The sequence below is a fragment of the Pseudonocardia sp. NPDC049635 genome (genome assembly GCF_040659795.1).
GTDB lineage: Bacteria > Actinomycetota > Actinomycetes > Mycobacteriales > Pseudonocardiaceae > Pseudonocardia.
On sequence record NZ_JBFAON010000004.1, the window covers coordinates 162192 to 174979 of the forward strand.

The window sequence follows — 12788 nt, forward strand, 5'->3', positions numbered from 1 at the left end:
CTCGGAGGTTCCTCCTTCGGGCACGCCTAGCGGCCGGGCGCTGACTTCCAGTACCCGGCCAACTCCCTGCGGCACGGTTAGACCGCACACCCCGGCGAGTGCGGTCTGGCGAGTGCACAGAGTCGCACGCCGCTACCCGGGTGCGCTACTGATGATCGGGCGTCGGGCCCGTGATGTGGATCGCTGGCCATTCGAGCAGGCAGATGTTGCCGTCCCGTATCCGGACGGTGAGCGAGGCGTGACCATCGGCCGGGAGCTGCCTCTCGCCCGGTGATATCGCCGAGGGTGGCCGAGTCGTTACAGGGCCGCCGCGAGCCGGTCGCGGTGGCGGAGGACTCCGGCGACACTGGTGCCGATGCAGCCGTCCCACCCGACAGAGGCCCGGCCCGTCCCGCCGGACGCGACCGCCGACGTCCTCGCCGACGTCGCGCGGATCGGTCCGTGGTTCGCCCTCGCGGCCCCGGCGGCCCCGGGCCGGCGAGGCTGGGACGAGCTCTACGCCCCGCCCGGTTCCGGCGCCGATCCGCTGACGGCCCGGATCGAGGAGGTGGCGACGGCGCTGGGCACCGGGCGGCGGGTTGCCGCCTCGATCGCGGTGCAGGGACTGGCGGCCCGGCTGGTGTCGGCGCCGTTCGCCGCCGTCGCGCTGCACGCGACCCTGCCCCGGCTCGCCGGCCTGCGCCGGGATCCCGACGGCCCGGACCCCTGGGCCCCCGTGCTGCCGGAGCTCGCCGCGGTCCGGACGCCGGATCCGCGCCGTGATCCCGCCGGTGCCGCCGACCTGCTGGCCCGGGAGCTCGCCGGGGCGCACCTGGAGCCGCTCTACGAGGCCGTGACCGCCCGGGTGGCGGTGTCCGGGCGGGTGCTGCGGGGCAACGTCGTGTCCGCCGTCGCGGGGGCGGCCCGGTTGACGGACCAGGCCCGGCCGGACGGAAGGTCCGCGTTCCTCGCCCTGCTGGAGGCGCTCGTCGACCACCCGGCGCTGCGGGGGCCGCTGCCCCCCGGTGCCACCGGGGTGGTGCGGCGCGATCCCGCGGCCGGGACGGGCCTGCCCGGCGGGTGGGCCTTCCGTCGCCGCTCCTGCTGTCTCTACGTGCACGTCCCCGGTGGCGGGGCCTGCGGGGACTGCGTGCTCCGCTAGTCGGGGAGGGCGATCTCGGCGATCGTGACGCGCACCCGCGGGACCAGCCCGGTCGTCGCAGTGATCTCCTCGGCCACCTCGGCACGGACCCGGGCGGCCAGGGAGGCGCACTCGGCCCCGAACCGGACCGCCACCGTCACCCGGACCTCGGCCCGCGTGCCGTGCACCGTCGCCACGACGCCACGGGTGCGCAGCTCCGCCGGCACCGGCTCGCGAGGGAGCCAGTCGGCAGCCAGCCCGAGCAGCGTCTGGGCCACGTCGCCGACCAGCATCACCACCCCGGGCACCGCACGGGCCCGGTGCGCGGCGACCCGCGCGAGTGCGAGGTCGGAGACCCGCAGCCTGGTCGTCATCGCCCGGCTCCCAACGCGTCGTCCCACAGGTCCTCCACATGGATGTCGACCCCGGCGATCGGGATGCCGATCGTCCGCTCCCCGGCCGAGACGACCATCTGCCGGACACGGGCGGTGACCGAGGCCAGGTCGACCCCGAACCGGGCCGTCACCGTCATCCGGACCCAGACCGGTGCCGGGCCGTCCTCGGAGTGCCTGCGCTGCTCGATCCGGCAGTGCCGCGCGCGCAACCCGCCCATCGAGTCGACGACATGGCGCAGCGCGGCCTCCGCGGTCGGCCTGCCCAGCCAGGCGTCCGGACCGAGGACCAGCAGCTCGTGCGGGCGCAGGTCGGCGACGACCGCGCCGATCACCTGCTCCAGCACCGACGGCGGGGGCCGCAGCTGCTCCGCCGCCATCCGGGTCACCAGCCCGCCGAGCCGGTCGTGGTCGGCCTGCGCCGACCGGCAGTGCGGGCAGCTCAGCTCGTGCTCGTCCAGCGTGCCCGCCTCGGCGTGCTCCCAGACGTCGGCGGCATCCCGGCCGCAGGCCAGTGGCTCCACCTGCTCTACCGCCATGCCCGCATCCTCTCCGCCAGGGCCGTCCGTGCCCGGTGCAGCCGGCCCCGCACCGCCGTCTCCGAGGCCCCGGTGATGTGCGAGATCTCCGCGTAGCCCAGGCCCTCCAGTTCGCGCAGCACCCAGCAGGTGCGCTGGTCGCCCGGCAGGTCGGCGAGCGCCCGGGACAGCGCGGCCAGCTCCGCGTCCACCTCGGCGGCCCGTTCCGGCGAACCGGAACCCGCGACGAGGGTCGCACCGGGTGCGTCGTCGTCGGGGAGCGGGACCGTCGGGCGGTTCCGCCGCATCACCGCGGTGCAGCGGTTGGTCACGATCCGGTACATCCAGGTGGAGAACGCCGCGTCGCCCCGGAAGGTCCCGATCTTGCGCCAGGCGTCGATCAGGGCGTCCTGCAGGGCGTCCTCGGCGTCCGCGCGCTGTCCGAGCACCCGTACCGCCACCCGGAACAGTGCGTCCTGGTGGCGGCGGGCGAGTTCGGCGAACGAATGGACGTCGCCGTCCTGGGCCCTGGCCACGAGGGTCTGCTCGTCGAGCTCGGCACGGGCCGGGGCGAGCCGGCCCGGCCCGGGCCCCGGGTGCGCCCGGTATGCCGGGTCGGTGGCCTGCACGTCGGCGCGTCGCTCCTCGATGTGTGGGCGGCGGGGCGGTCGGGTACCCGGCCGGGACAGCGACGGTAGCGAGGGCGCCGCCCGCGCGCCCGTCGGACACGCACTCAGCGAGGGGGAATCGATCATGGGACTCGGCGACAAGATCAGCAACAAGACCGAGGAGCTGAGCGGGAAGGCCAAGGAGGCCGCCGGCGAGGCCACCGACGACAAGGACCTGAAGGCCGAGGGCAAGACCGACCAGGCCAGCGGCAACCTGAAGCAGGCCGGCGAGAAGATCAAGGATGCCTTCACGAAGGACTGATCCGCCGGCCGTTCGACCACCGCCCCCGGAGGCCTCCGGGGGCGGTGTCGTCTGCGGAGGGCGTGGCGTGTGCGGAGGTGGCGCTGCCGGGCCCGGCGAGGTGCTCGCTAGGGTGCCCGGATGACCGAGCGGACGGGCCCGGAGCCCGAGGACGTGGCAGCGGCCGTCCTGGAGCACCCTGCCGTGCTGCGGCTCGACGGGGGGCCGTTCGGGACGATCGCCTCCTACCTGCCGGGATCGCGGGTCTACGGCGTGCGGCTGGGCGACCCGGTGGAGATCGCGGTGGTCGTCGCACTCGGCAGGCCGTTCGGTGAGATCGCCGACGAGGTCGCCGCCCGGGTCCGCGCCGTCCTCGGTGACGACACCCTCGAGGTGGAGGTCACGGTGGCCGACGTCGGGGCCGTCGCCACGTGACGCACGCCCTCCCCCGACGCGCCGTGACCGGGCTCGCCTAGACTCGCGCGGGCGCCCCGCCGCCATCCGAGCACGTCCGACGTGCCGGCACCCGGCCAGGAACGGCCCCCGAGGTCGTCCGCCGTACCGGCAGGTGGGCCACAGCACAGACCGGGGGCCGCTGCACGCGGCCCGTTCGCACAGCCGTACCGCCCAAGGAGTTCCACCGTGAAGAGCACCGTCGAGCACCTCAGCCCGACGCGCGTCCGGATCAACGTCGAGGTGCCGTTCGACGAGCTCAAGCCCGATTTCGACCGCGCGTACAAGAAGATCGCCGAGCAGGTCCGCATCCCCGGCTTCCGCCCGGGCAAGGCGCCGGCCCGCATCCTGGAGGCCCGGATCGGTCGTGGCCCGGTCCTCGACGAGGTCGTGAACAACGCGATCCCGGCGAAGTACCAGGAGGCCGTGGTGTCCTCCGAGGAGGTCACCCCGATCGGCCGCCCGGAGATCGAGGTCACCGAGATCGCCGACGGCGAGCGCCTGGCGTTCACCGCCGAGGTCGACGTCCGCCCGGAGATCGAGCTGCCCGACCTGGACGGACTGACCGTCGAGGTCGACGAGACCGAGGTCGCCGAGGACGAGGTGACCGCCCAGCTCGACCAGCTGCGCGCGCGCTTCGGCACCCTGGCCGGGGTCGAGCGGCCCGCGCAGGACGGCGACTACGTCCAGATCGACCTCTCCGCGTCCGTCGACGGCAAGGAGATCGAGGAGGCCACCACCACCGGCTTCTCCTACGAGGTCGGGCAGGGTGGCCTGATCGACGGCATCGACGAGGCGTTGCGGGGCATGTCGGCCGGTGAGGAGAAGACCTTCACCTCCACGCTGGTCGCCGGCGAGTACGCCGACCGCGAGGCCGAGATCACCGTCAAGGTCACCGCGGTCAAGGAGCGGCACCTGCCCGACGCCGACGACGAGTTCGCCCAGCTCGCGTCGGAGTTCGACACGCTCGACGAGCTGACCGAGGACCTGCGCGAGCGGCTCGGCCGGTCGAAGCGGATGGAGCAGGCCGCGCAGGCCCGCGACCGGCTGCTCGACAAGCTGGTCGAGGGTGCCCGGGTCGGTGGGGAGCCGGTTCCGCTGCCGGAGAGCGTCGTCCAGGCCGAGGTGGACACCCGCGCGCACGACGCGGTGCACGCCTTCGACCACGACGAGGACCGCTTCGCCGAGTTCCTGTCCTCGCAGGACAAGACCCGGGAGCAGTTCGACGCCGAGAACCGCGAGGAGGCCGAGAAGGCCGTCCGGTACCGCCTGGTGCTCGACGCGCTGGCGGACTCCGAGCAGATCTCGGTCGGCGACCAGGAGCTCACCGAGCGGATCGTCTACCAGGCCCAGCAGTACGGGATGCCGCCCGAGCAGTTCGTCCAGCAGATCCAACAGGCCGGCCAGCTCGGCGTGATCTACCAGGACGTCCGCCGCTCGAAGGCGCTGATCACCGCGGTGCGGTCGGCCTCGGTGACCCTGCCCGACGGCACCGCCGTCGACCTGTCCGACCTGCTCGGGCCGGACGACGAGGAGACCGTCGAGGAGGTCCCGGGCGAGGTCGTGGAAGCCGGCGAGGAGACCGCCGGGGACTCCACCGGACCGGCGGGTGACGCCCCGGTCGCCGACACCGACGCCCCGGCGGGTGACGCCCCGGTCGTCGACACCGACGGCGCGGCGGCGGACAAGGCCGACGCGAAGGCCTGACGTGGCCCTCCGGCCGTGCCGGGGTGCCGACCGGCGGGTCCGGCCGGCACCCCGTCCGGGCGGCCGGTGCGCTCTCGGCGAACATCGGGCGTCGCTCCCCGCGTGGGCCCCGGGGTCCGCGTAGGGTCGGATCCGAACCGGTCACCACGAGGGCCGGAGCGGGTTCGCAAGACCCGGACACCGGAGAACGAGAGCGATCCAGAGGAAGACTTTCTCCGATCCGGCGGGCGCCTCGCGCCGGCCGGGCGAGACTTCGGAAAGCAGGGTGAAGTGAGCCAGCAGGACACCGGCCCGCTCCAGGGCCGCGGTACCGGGCCGCAGATGCGGTCCGCTCTCAGCGCGATGTCGCTGTCCGACTCGGTCTACGAGCGGCTGCTGCAGCAGCGGATCATCGTGCTCGGCCAGCAGGTCGACGCGGAGATCTCGAACCGGATCGCGGCGCAGATGCTGCTGCTCGCGGCCGAGGACCCCGAGAAGGACATCGAGCTGTACATCAACTCGCCGGGCGGTTCGGTCACCGACGGCATGGCCGTCTACGACACGATGAACCTGGTCCCGTGCGACGTGTCGACCACGGTGATGGGCATGGCCGCGTCGATGGGGCAGTTCCTGCTCTCCGCGGGCACCCGCGGCAAGCGCTTCGCGCTGCCGCACGCGCGGATCATGATGCACCAGCCCTCGGCGGGCGTCGGCGGCACCGAAGCCGACATCACCATCCAGGCCGAGCAGTTCCGCCGCACCAAGCGGGAGATGGCGGAGCTGATCGCCGAGCACACCGGTCAGACCGTCGAGACCATCGAGCGCGACTCCGACCGGGACCGCTGGTTCTCGGCGCAGGAAGCCCTCGAGTACGGCTTCGTCGATCACGTCGTGACCCACGCCGGCCGGGCGCCGGGCGCGGGCTCGCAGAACGGGAGCGCCTGATGAGCACCTTCGACCCGCGCCACCCCGAGTCGATGGCCGACCTGCGCGGCCCCGGCGGCTACGCGCCGGACCCGGCCCGGGCCCGGTACGTGCTCCCGTCCTACGTGGAGCGCACCAGCTACGGGGTCAAGGAGTCGAACCCGTACAACAAGCTCTTCGAGGAGCGCATCATCTTCCTCGGTGAGCAGATCAACGACACCTCGGCGAACGACACCATGGCCCAGCTGCTGGTGCTCGAGTCGCTGGACCCGGACCGCGAGATCTCGCTGTACATCAACTCGCCGGGCGGGTCCTTCACGTCGCTGATGGCGATCTACGACACGATGCAGTTCATCCGCCCCGACATCCAGACGGTCTGCCTCGGGCAGGCCGCCTCGGCCGCGGCCGTACTGCTCTGCGCGGGCACCCCCGGCCGCCGGATGGCGGTGGAGAACGCCCGCATCCTGATCCACCAGCCGGCCACCCAGGGCGTCTACGGCCAGGTGTCGGACCTGGAGATCCAGGCGGCCGAGATCTCCCGCATCCGCAAGCGGATGGAGGAGGTCATCGCCCGGCACTCCAACCGGACCGCCGAGCAGGTGCGCGACGACATCGACCGGGACAAGATCCTCACGGCCGAGGAGGCCAAGGAGTACGGCCTGGTCGACGAGATCGTGCAGAGCAGGAAGCTGTCCGCGACCAGCGGCAGGTAAGCGACATCCGGTCATCGGTACCCCTCGGGTGCCGGTGACCGCCCGCCGACCCGCCGCCGAATCGGATTCCTCGGGAGTCCCCGGCGGCGGGTCCGGGCAGGTACCGTCTCCTCCGGAGGCCTCGACGTGGCTTCGGGGCCTGCGGGCAGCCGCGGAGAAGTCGGAGCCACGCCGCGTCGGCCGGGCTCGGGCTCGGCGGACGGGTAGCAGCGAGAACGCCGGACCAGGACTGGGGATCGACACCTATGGCACGCATCGGCGACGGCGGGGACCTGCTGAAGTGCTCGTTCTGCGGGAAGAGCCAGAAGCAGGTCAAGAAGCTCATCGCCGGCCCCGGCGTCTACATCTGCGACGAGTGCATCGATCTCTGCAACGAGATCATCGAGGAAGAGCTGGCCGAGGCCGGTGAGGTGAAGCTCGACGAGCTCCCCAAGCCCGCCGAGATCCACGAGTTCCTGGACCAGTACGTCGTCGGCCAGTCCGTCACCAAGCGCACGCTGTCGGTGGCGGTCTACAACCACTACAAGCGGATCCAGGCCGGTGAGCGGAACCGCGCCGCCGGCGGTGACGGCAGCGACCACATCGAGATCGCCAAGTCGAACATCCTGATGCTCGGTCCCACGGGCTGCGGCAAGACCTACCTGGCACAGACCCTGGCCAAGCTCCTGAACGTCCCGTTCGCCATCGCCGACGCGACGGCGCTGACCGAGGCCGGCTATGTCGGTGAGGACGTCGAGAACATCCTGCTGAAGCTCATCCAGGCCGCGGACTACGACGTGAAGCGCGCCGAGACCGGGATCATCTACATCGACGAGGTCGACAAGATCGCCCGCAAGTCGGAGAACCCGTCGATCACCAGGGACGTCTCCGGCGAGGGCGTTCAGCAGGCTCTGCTGAAGATCCTGGAGGGGACCACCGCCAGCGTCCCGCCGCAGGGCGGCCGCAAGCACCCGCACCAGGAGTTCATCCAGATCGACACGACGAACGTGCTGTTCATCGTGGCGGGCGCGTTCGCCGGGCTGGAGCGGATCATCGGCGAGCGGGTCGGGAAGTCGGGCATCGGCTTCGGCGCCGACATCCGCTCGAAGAAGGACATGGACCCGGCGGAGAGCTTCGCCGAGACCCTGCCCGAGGATCTGATCAAGTTCGGGCTGATCCCGGAGTTCATCGGCCGGCTGCCGATCGTGGCGTCGGTGACCTCGCTGGACAAGGACGCGCTGGTCAAGATCCTGACCGAGCCGCGCAACGCGCTGGTGAAGCAGTACCGGAAGCTCTTCGAGATGGACGGCGTGGAGCTGGACTTCGCCGAGGAGGCCCTCGACGCCGTCGCCGACCAGGCGATCCTGCGCGGTACCGGCGCTCGTGGCCTGCGCGCCATCATGGAGGAGGTCCTCCTCCCGGTGATGTACGACATCCCCAGCCGCGACGACGTCGCCAAGGTGGTGGTCACCGCGGAGACGGTCAAGGAGAACGTCAATCCCACCATCGTCCCGCGGACGCAGCCCCCGCGCCGGGAGCGCCGCGACCGCTCCGCCTGAGCACACCCCCGGCCCCGACGACGCCGGTCCCACCCCTGTGGTGGGGCCGGCGTCGTCGTGTGTGCACCGTGGTGGCCGGCCGGTGGCTACTCCGGTTGCCGTACTCCGAACGGTTACTTAGCGTTGCGCTATCAGCGAGCTTGAGGAGGGCCGATGACGGCCGGGTTTCTGACGAGGGAGCGCATCGTCGCGCCGCCGGGGTGGAGCCGCTGGCTCGTCCCGCCGGCCGCGCTGTCGATCCATCTGGCGATCGGCCAGGCGTACGCATGGAGTGCGTTCAAGGCTCCGCTGGAGAGCGGGCTGGACATCTCGGGTGTCGCGAGCGCGCTGCCGTTCACGCTGGCGATCATCATGCTGGGACTGTCGTCCGCGTTGTTCGGCACCAAGGTCGACGCCAACGGCCCGCGCTGGGCGATGGTCGTCGCGACGGCCTGTTTCGTCTCCGGGTTCCTGATCTCGGGGATCGGTCTGCACCTGGGATGGTTCTGGCTGGTCGTGCTGGGTTACGGCTTCGTCGGCGGGATCGGGCTCGGGGTCGGCTACATCTCGCCGGTGTCCACCCTCATCAAGTGGTTCCCGGACCGGCCGGGCCTCGCCACCGGCCTGGCCATCATGGGTTTCGGCGGTGGCGCGCTCATCGCATCGCCGCTGACCGCGTCGTTGCTCTCGGCGTTCGGCGCGACCGGTGACTCGCCGTCGGTGCCCGGGATCGGGAACACGTTCCTGGCGATGGGCGCCATCTATCTGGTGTTCATGTCGCTGGGGTGGCTGCTCATCCGGGTGCCGGCGCAGGGCTGGGCTCCGCCGGGATGGACGCCGGACCGGGCGAAGAAGTCGGGGATGATCTCGACCGGTCAGGTGTCGGCGCGCAACGCGCTGCGGACACCGCAGTTCTGGCTGCTCTGGGTGGTCCTCTGCTTCAACGTGACGGCCGGTATCGGCATCCTGGAGCGGGCCAACCCGATCTTCCAGGACTTCTTCGCCGAGTCCGGAACGGCGGAGACACTGGCGGCCGCGGCGGTCGGGTTCGTGTCGATCCTGTCGCTGGCGAACTCGTTGGGCCGGATCGCCTGGTCGTCGCTGTCCGACGTGCTCGGCCGCAAGAACATGTACCGCATCTACCTGGGCGTCGGCGCGCTGCTGTACCTGCTGATCACGCTCGTGCCGAACCAGAGCAGGGCGTTGTTCCTGATCGCGTCGGTGCTGATCCTCTCGTTCTACGGCGCCGGGTTCGCCACCGTCCCGGCGTACCTGCGTGACCTGTTCGGCACCTACCAGGTGGGGGCGATCCACGGCCGGCTGCTGACGGCCTGGTCCACCGCGGGCGTGCTGGGGCCGCTGATCGTCAACGCGATCGCCGACGCCCGGATCGAGGCCGGCGTCGAGGGCCCGGGCCGCTACACCACGGCCTTCGCGATCATGATCGCGCTGCTCGTGATCGCCTTCGTCTGCAATGAGCTGATCAGGCCGGTGGACCCGAAGCACCACGAGCCGGAGCAGGACGTGCCCGCCGACCGTGAAGCCACCGAGAGCGTCGAGGCCGTCGAGGCCGCTGAATCGAGGGGAGCGCAGTCGTGAGCACTCCGGAGGTCACCGGGGCCACCACGTGGGGGCCGTTGCAGTGGATCGGCGCCGTGCTGGCGTGGGTCTGGGTCGGGGTGCCGTTCGCCTACGGCCTCTACGAGCTGGTGCTGAAGATCCCGGCGCTGTTCGGCTGAGGGGGCCGAGCCGTGCACCGGGACCGGCTCCCCGGCACTGCCCGCCCCCGGGCACGACAACGTCCTGCCCGGGGAGCAACGGCTGCCGCCACTGGACCGGTCCGCCGGCGCATCGCGGGACGGCGTGTGAACGGCGGCCGCCCGGCCGGGGCTCGACCGGCCCGGTCGCAGGCGACGGCCACGACCTGATGTGGCTGCCTGCCCGGTCGAGGCCCCCGGAGCTGCTGTGCACGGCCCCGCCGAGCAGCGTGCAGATCGTGGCGGTGCCCGGACTGGGGCTCTCGGTCCAGGGCTGGGCGCCCACCCTGAGCCGGCTGGGGCCCGGCCGGGGCACCGCCGCGGTCGCGCTGCCGGCGTTCGGCGCCCCGGCGCGGCGCGGTACCGCCCTCGACCCGGCCACGTCCGCGGAGCGGCTGCTCGGCCACCTCGACGACCTCGGCACCGGTCCGGTCGCCCTGCTCGGACACTCGGCGAGCTGCCAGGTCGTCGTCGAGGCCGCACGGTCCGCACCCGACCGGGTCACCGCGCTGGTGCTGGTCGGACCGACCACCGACCCGGCGGCCCGGTCCTGGGCGTCCATGGTCCGGCGTTGGGTCCGCACGGTCCGTGGCGAACCGCTCCACCAGGTACCCCAGCTCCTGCGTGACTACGCCCACAGTGGCCTGGCCGGCTTCGTCCGGGCCCTCGACCGGTCCCGCAGGCACCGGATCGAGCAGATGCTGCCCGCGCTGGAGCACCCGGTGCTGCTGGTCCGCGGAGACCGCGACCGGCTCTGCCCGCGCGGCTGGCTCGACCGCCTCGCCGAACGACCCGCCCCCACGAGCATTCGCACGGTTCCCGGTGCCGCCCATATGGCGCCCCTGACCCATCCCGACGAACTCGCCGCGATCCTGCGTCCCTTCCTCTCGGCATGAACGAACCGGACGACCGCGGGTACACCGGCCCGGCAGGTGCGCACGACGGGACGTCGTCGGTGACCGGCGCCCGACGCCGACGACATCGCCGATGCCGGGCACGACGCCCGTCGTGCCCGCACCTCGACCCGGCCGAGCTCCCGATCGAGGACGACGACGCGCTGTCGGTCCCGGACGCGACCTCGACGCACCGGGTCCGGCATCCCCGCGTGACCGGGTGATCAGGGCGGCCGGGAGCCACCCATGGGTACGCAGAGTTCATTCGTCCGTAGCCCGGACGTCGGTACCCGATGACGCGAACGGGTGATCATCGGTGCCCGTGCCAGCCGAACGACAGCTCCTGAACCGACGCGCCCTGCTCCGTACCGCCGCCGGGGGCGGTCTCGCCGTGGCCGCCGGCCTGGCGCTGCCCGCCACCGCGCCGGCGACACCGGCGCTGGTCCGCTCCGGTCGCCCGGTCCTGAGCCACGGGGTCCAGGCCGGTGACGTCCGGCCCGGCTCCGGCCTGGTGTGGACCCGCGCCGACCGCCCGTCCCGGATGGTGGTCGAGATCGCGGACAACCCGGAGTTCCGGCGGGCCCGCCGCCTGACCGGGCCGTCGCTGACCCCGGACAGCGACCTCACCGGGAAGCTGCGGGTGCCCACGGGCACCGGACGGGTGCACTACCGGGTCACCGCCGAGTCCCTCGACGACGGCCTGGCAAGCGAACCGACGACCGGTGTGTTCTGTGCCGGCCCCGGACCGGGTGAGCCGGTGCGGATCCAGTGGTCGGGTGACGTCGTCGGGCAGGGCTGGGGCATCGACCGGGCCCACGGCGGGATGCAGATCTTCTCCGCGATGGCCGATCGTGAACCGGACCTGTTCCTGCACTGCGGCGACACCGTCTACGCCGACGGACCGCTGAGCGAGACCGTCGCGCTCCCGGACGGCCGGGTGTGGCGCAACGAGATGACACCGGAGAAGGCCAAGGTCGCCGAGACCCTCCGCGAGTTCCGCGGGCAGTACGCCTACAACCTGCTCGACGAGCACCTGCGCCGGTACGCGGCGACGGTGGGGCAGATCGTGCAGTGGGACGACCACGAGGTCACCAACAACTGGTATCCCGGGGAGATCCTGGACGGTGAGGTGGGGGAGCGCTACACCGAGAAGCGGGTGGACGTGCTCGCCGCGCGCGGGTTCCGGGCGTTCCACGAATGGCAGCCCCTCGACCCGCGCACGGCCGTCGACGGCCGGATCTATCGGAACCTGAGGTTCGGGCCGCATGCCGAGGTCTTCGTGCTCGACATGCGTTCCTACCGGGGCCCCAACACCACCAACGACGGCCGGGCCGAGCCGATCCTGGGCGAGGCGCAGGCCCGCTGGTTGGTGGACGCGCTGGCGTCGTCCCGGGCGACCTGGAAGATCATCCAGTCGGACATGCCGCTGGGCGTGCTGGTGCCGGACGGTGACACCGCCTGGGAGGCCGTCGCGAACGGCGTCCCCGGACCGCCGCGCGGACGTGAGTCGGAGATCGCCGGGGTGCTCGCGGCGCTGCAGCGCAGGCGGGTGCGCAACGTCGTGTGGGTGACCGCGGACGTGCACTACACGGCGGCCCACCACTACTCCCCGGACCGGGCGGCGTTCGACGACTTCGACCCCTTCTGGGAGTTCGTGTCCGGGCCGCTGCATGCCGGGGCGTTCGGGCCGAACGAGCTGGACCCGACCTTCGGTCCGCGGGCGGAGTTCGTGCGCGGGCCGGACCGGGCCGGCGCCTCCCCGCTGGAGGGGTTCCAGCACTTCGGCGAGCTGGACGTGGCCGGGGACGGCTCCGCCCTGACCGTGCACCTGCGCGACCAGACCGGTGGCTCGCTCTGGAGCCGGACGCTGACCCCGTCGTAGGGGGCGCGCTCTGCTTCCGCCCTC

The 12788-nt window shown here is 72.4% G+C and carries 15 protein-coding genes; 12 read left to right on the plus strand and 3 right to left on the minus strand.

What is annotated here, in order from left to right:
• Positions 1 to 355: 355 nt before the first annotated feature.
• Positions 356 to 1141, plus strand: coding sequence for a (2Fe-2S)-binding protein (locus AB0J24_RS07395; RefSeq protein WP_358676885.1), 786 nt, complete (start codon positions 356 to 358; stop codon positions 1139 to 1141).
• Here the strand turns inward: AB0J24_RS07395 and AB0J24_RS07400 are convergent.
• The 3 genes from AB0J24_RS07400 to AB0J24_RS07410 are packed head-to-tail and all read right to left on the minus strand — an operon-like array spanning position 1138 to position 2659.
• A complete protein-coding gene (locus AB0J24_RS07400; protein WP_358676888.1) occupies positions 1138 to 1494 on the minus strand; it encodes an Asp23/Gls24 family envelope stress response protein in 357 nt (118 codons plus the stop codon). The genes AB0J24_RS07395 and AB0J24_RS07400 overlap by 4 nt on opposite strands.
• Positions 1491 to 2051, minus strand: coding sequence for an Asp23/Gls24 family envelope stress response protein (locus AB0J24_RS07405; RefSeq protein WP_358676891.1), 561 nt, complete (start codon positions 2049 to 2051; stop codon positions 1491 to 1493). Before AB0J24_RS07405 ends, AB0J24_RS07400 begins: the two co-directional genes overlap by 4 nt.
• On the minus strand, positions 2042 to 2659 hold the full coding sequence (locus AB0J24_RS07410; RefSeq protein WP_358676894.1) for a sigma-70 family RNA polymerase sigma factor: 618 nt from the start codon (positions 2657 to 2659) through the stop codon (positions 2042 to 2044). Before AB0J24_RS07410 ends, AB0J24_RS07405 begins: the two co-directional genes overlap by 10 nt.
• 124 nt (positions 2660 to 2783) lie before the next feature.
• On the opposite strand from AB0J24_RS07410, the gene AB0J24_RS07415 reads away from it, so the two are divergent.
• From AB0J24_RS07415 to AB0J24_RS07465, 11 genes are all read left to right on the plus strand, one after another.
• The gene (locus AB0J24_RS07415; RefSeq protein ID WP_358676897.1) at positions 2784 to 2960 is read left to right on the plus strand and encodes a CsbD family protein; all 177 of its coding nucleotides are present in this window, start codon (positions 2784 to 2786) and stop codon (positions 2958 to 2960) included.
• A gap of 120 nt (positions 2961 to 3080) precedes the next feature.
• Positions 3081 to 3374, plus strand: coding sequence for a hypothetical protein (locus tag AB0J24_RS07420; RefSeq protein WP_358676900.1), 294 nt, complete (start codon positions 3081 to 3083; stop codon positions 3372 to 3374).
• Between the two features lie 207 nt (positions 3375 to 3581).
• A complete protein-coding gene (gene tig, locus AB0J24_RS07425; RefSeq protein ID WP_358676903.1) occupies positions 3582 to 5099 on the plus strand; it encodes a trigger factor in 1518 nt (505 codons plus the stop codon).
• 321 nt (positions 5100 to 5420) lie between these two features.
• Complete coding sequence (locus AB0J24_RS07430; RefSeq protein ID WP_358677371.1) at positions 5421 to 6023, plus strand: ATP-dependent Clp protease proteolytic subunit; 603 nt, start codon at positions 5421 to 5423, stop codon at positions 6021 to 6023.
• Between the two features lie 32 nt (positions 6024 to 6055).
• Positions 6056 to 6715, plus strand: coding sequence for an ATP-dependent Clp protease proteolytic subunit (locus AB0J24_RS07435; protein ID WP_358677374.1), 660 nt, complete (start codon positions 6056 to 6058; stop codon positions 6713 to 6715).
• A gap of 245 nt (positions 6716 to 6960) precedes the next feature.
• Complete coding sequence (gene clpX / locus AB0J24_RS07440; RefSeq protein WP_358676905.1) at positions 6961 to 8253, plus strand: ATP-dependent Clp protease ATP-binding subunit ClpX; 1293 nt, start codon at positions 6961 to 6963, stop codon at positions 8251 to 8253.
• Between the two features lie 153 nt (positions 8254 to 8406).
• Positions 8407 to 9831: an OFA family MFS transporter gene (locus AB0J24_RS07445; protein WP_358676907.1), complete on the plus strand. Its 1425-nt coding sequence runs from the start codon at positions 8407 to 8409 to the stop codon at positions 9829 to 9831.
• Complete coding sequence (locus AB0J24_RS07450) at positions 9828 to 9971, plus strand: hypothetical protein (protein WP_358677389.1); 144 nt, start codon at positions 9828 to 9830, stop codon at positions 9969 to 9971. Before AB0J24_RS07445 ends, AB0J24_RS07450 begins: the two co-directional genes overlap by 4 nt.
• Positions 9972 to 10228: 257 nt before the next feature.
• Positions 10229 to 10885: an alpha/beta hydrolase gene (locus AB0J24_RS07455; protein WP_358676910.1), complete on the plus strand. Its 657-nt coding sequence runs from the start codon at positions 10229 to 10231 to the stop codon at positions 10883 to 10885.
• Positions 10882 to 11106, plus strand: a complete 225-nt coding sequence (locus AB0J24_RS07460) for a hypothetical protein (protein ID WP_358676912.1) — start codon at positions 10882 to 10884, stop codon at positions 11104 to 11106. Before AB0J24_RS07455 ends, AB0J24_RS07460 begins: the two co-directional genes overlap by 4 nt.
• A 98-nt stretch (positions 11107 to 11204) precedes the next feature.
• Entirely contained in the window at positions 11205 to 12764 is a 1560-nt protein-coding gene (locus tag AB0J24_RS07465) for an alkaline phosphatase D family protein (protein WP_358676914.1), read from the plus strand.
• Positions 12765 to 12788: the final 24 nt, after the last annotated feature.

Bases quoted from the DNA above. Each gene is read 5' to 3' on its own strand.
- AB0J24_RS07395 (WP_358676885.1), top strand. From the start codon at position 356: ATGCAGCCGTCCCACCCGACAGAGGCCCGGCCCGTCCCGCCGGACGCG.
- AB0J24_RS07400 (WP_358676888.1), bottom strand. From the start codon at position 1,494: ATGACGACCAGGCTGCGGGTCTCCGACCTCGCACTCGCGCGGGTCGCC.
- AB0J24_RS07405 (WP_358676891.1), bottom strand. From the start codon at position 2,051: ATGGCGGTAGAGCAGGTGGAGCCACTGGCCTGCGGCCGGGATGCCGCC.
- AB0J24_RS07415 (WP_358676897.1), top strand. From the start codon at position 2,784: ATGGGACTCGGCGACAAGATCAGCAACAAGACCGAGGAGCTGAGCGGG.
- AB0J24_RS07420 (WP_358676900.1), top strand. From the start codon at position 3,081: ATGACCGAGCGGACGGGCCCGGAGCCCGAGGACGTGGCAGCGGCCGTC.
- AB0J24_RS07430 (WP_358677371.1), top strand. From the start codon at position 5,421: ATGCGGTCCGCTCTCAGCGCGATGTCGCTGTCCGACTCGGTCTACGAG.
- AB0J24_RS07435 (WP_358677374.1), top strand. From the start codon at position 6,056: ATGGCCGACCTGCGCGGCCCCGGCGGCTACGCGCCGGACCCGGCCCGG.
- clpX (WP_358676905.1), top strand. From the start codon at position 6,961: ATGGCACGCATCGGCGACGGCGGGGACCTGCTGAAGTGCTCGTTCTGC.
- AB0J24_RS07445 (WP_358676907.1), top strand. From the start codon at position 8,407: ATGACGGCCGGGTTTCTGACGAGGGAGCGCATCGTCGCGCCGCCGGGG.
- AB0J24_RS07460 (WP_358676912.1), top strand. From the start codon at position 10,882: ATGAACGAACCGGACGACCGCGGGTACACCGGCCCGGCAGGTGCGCAC.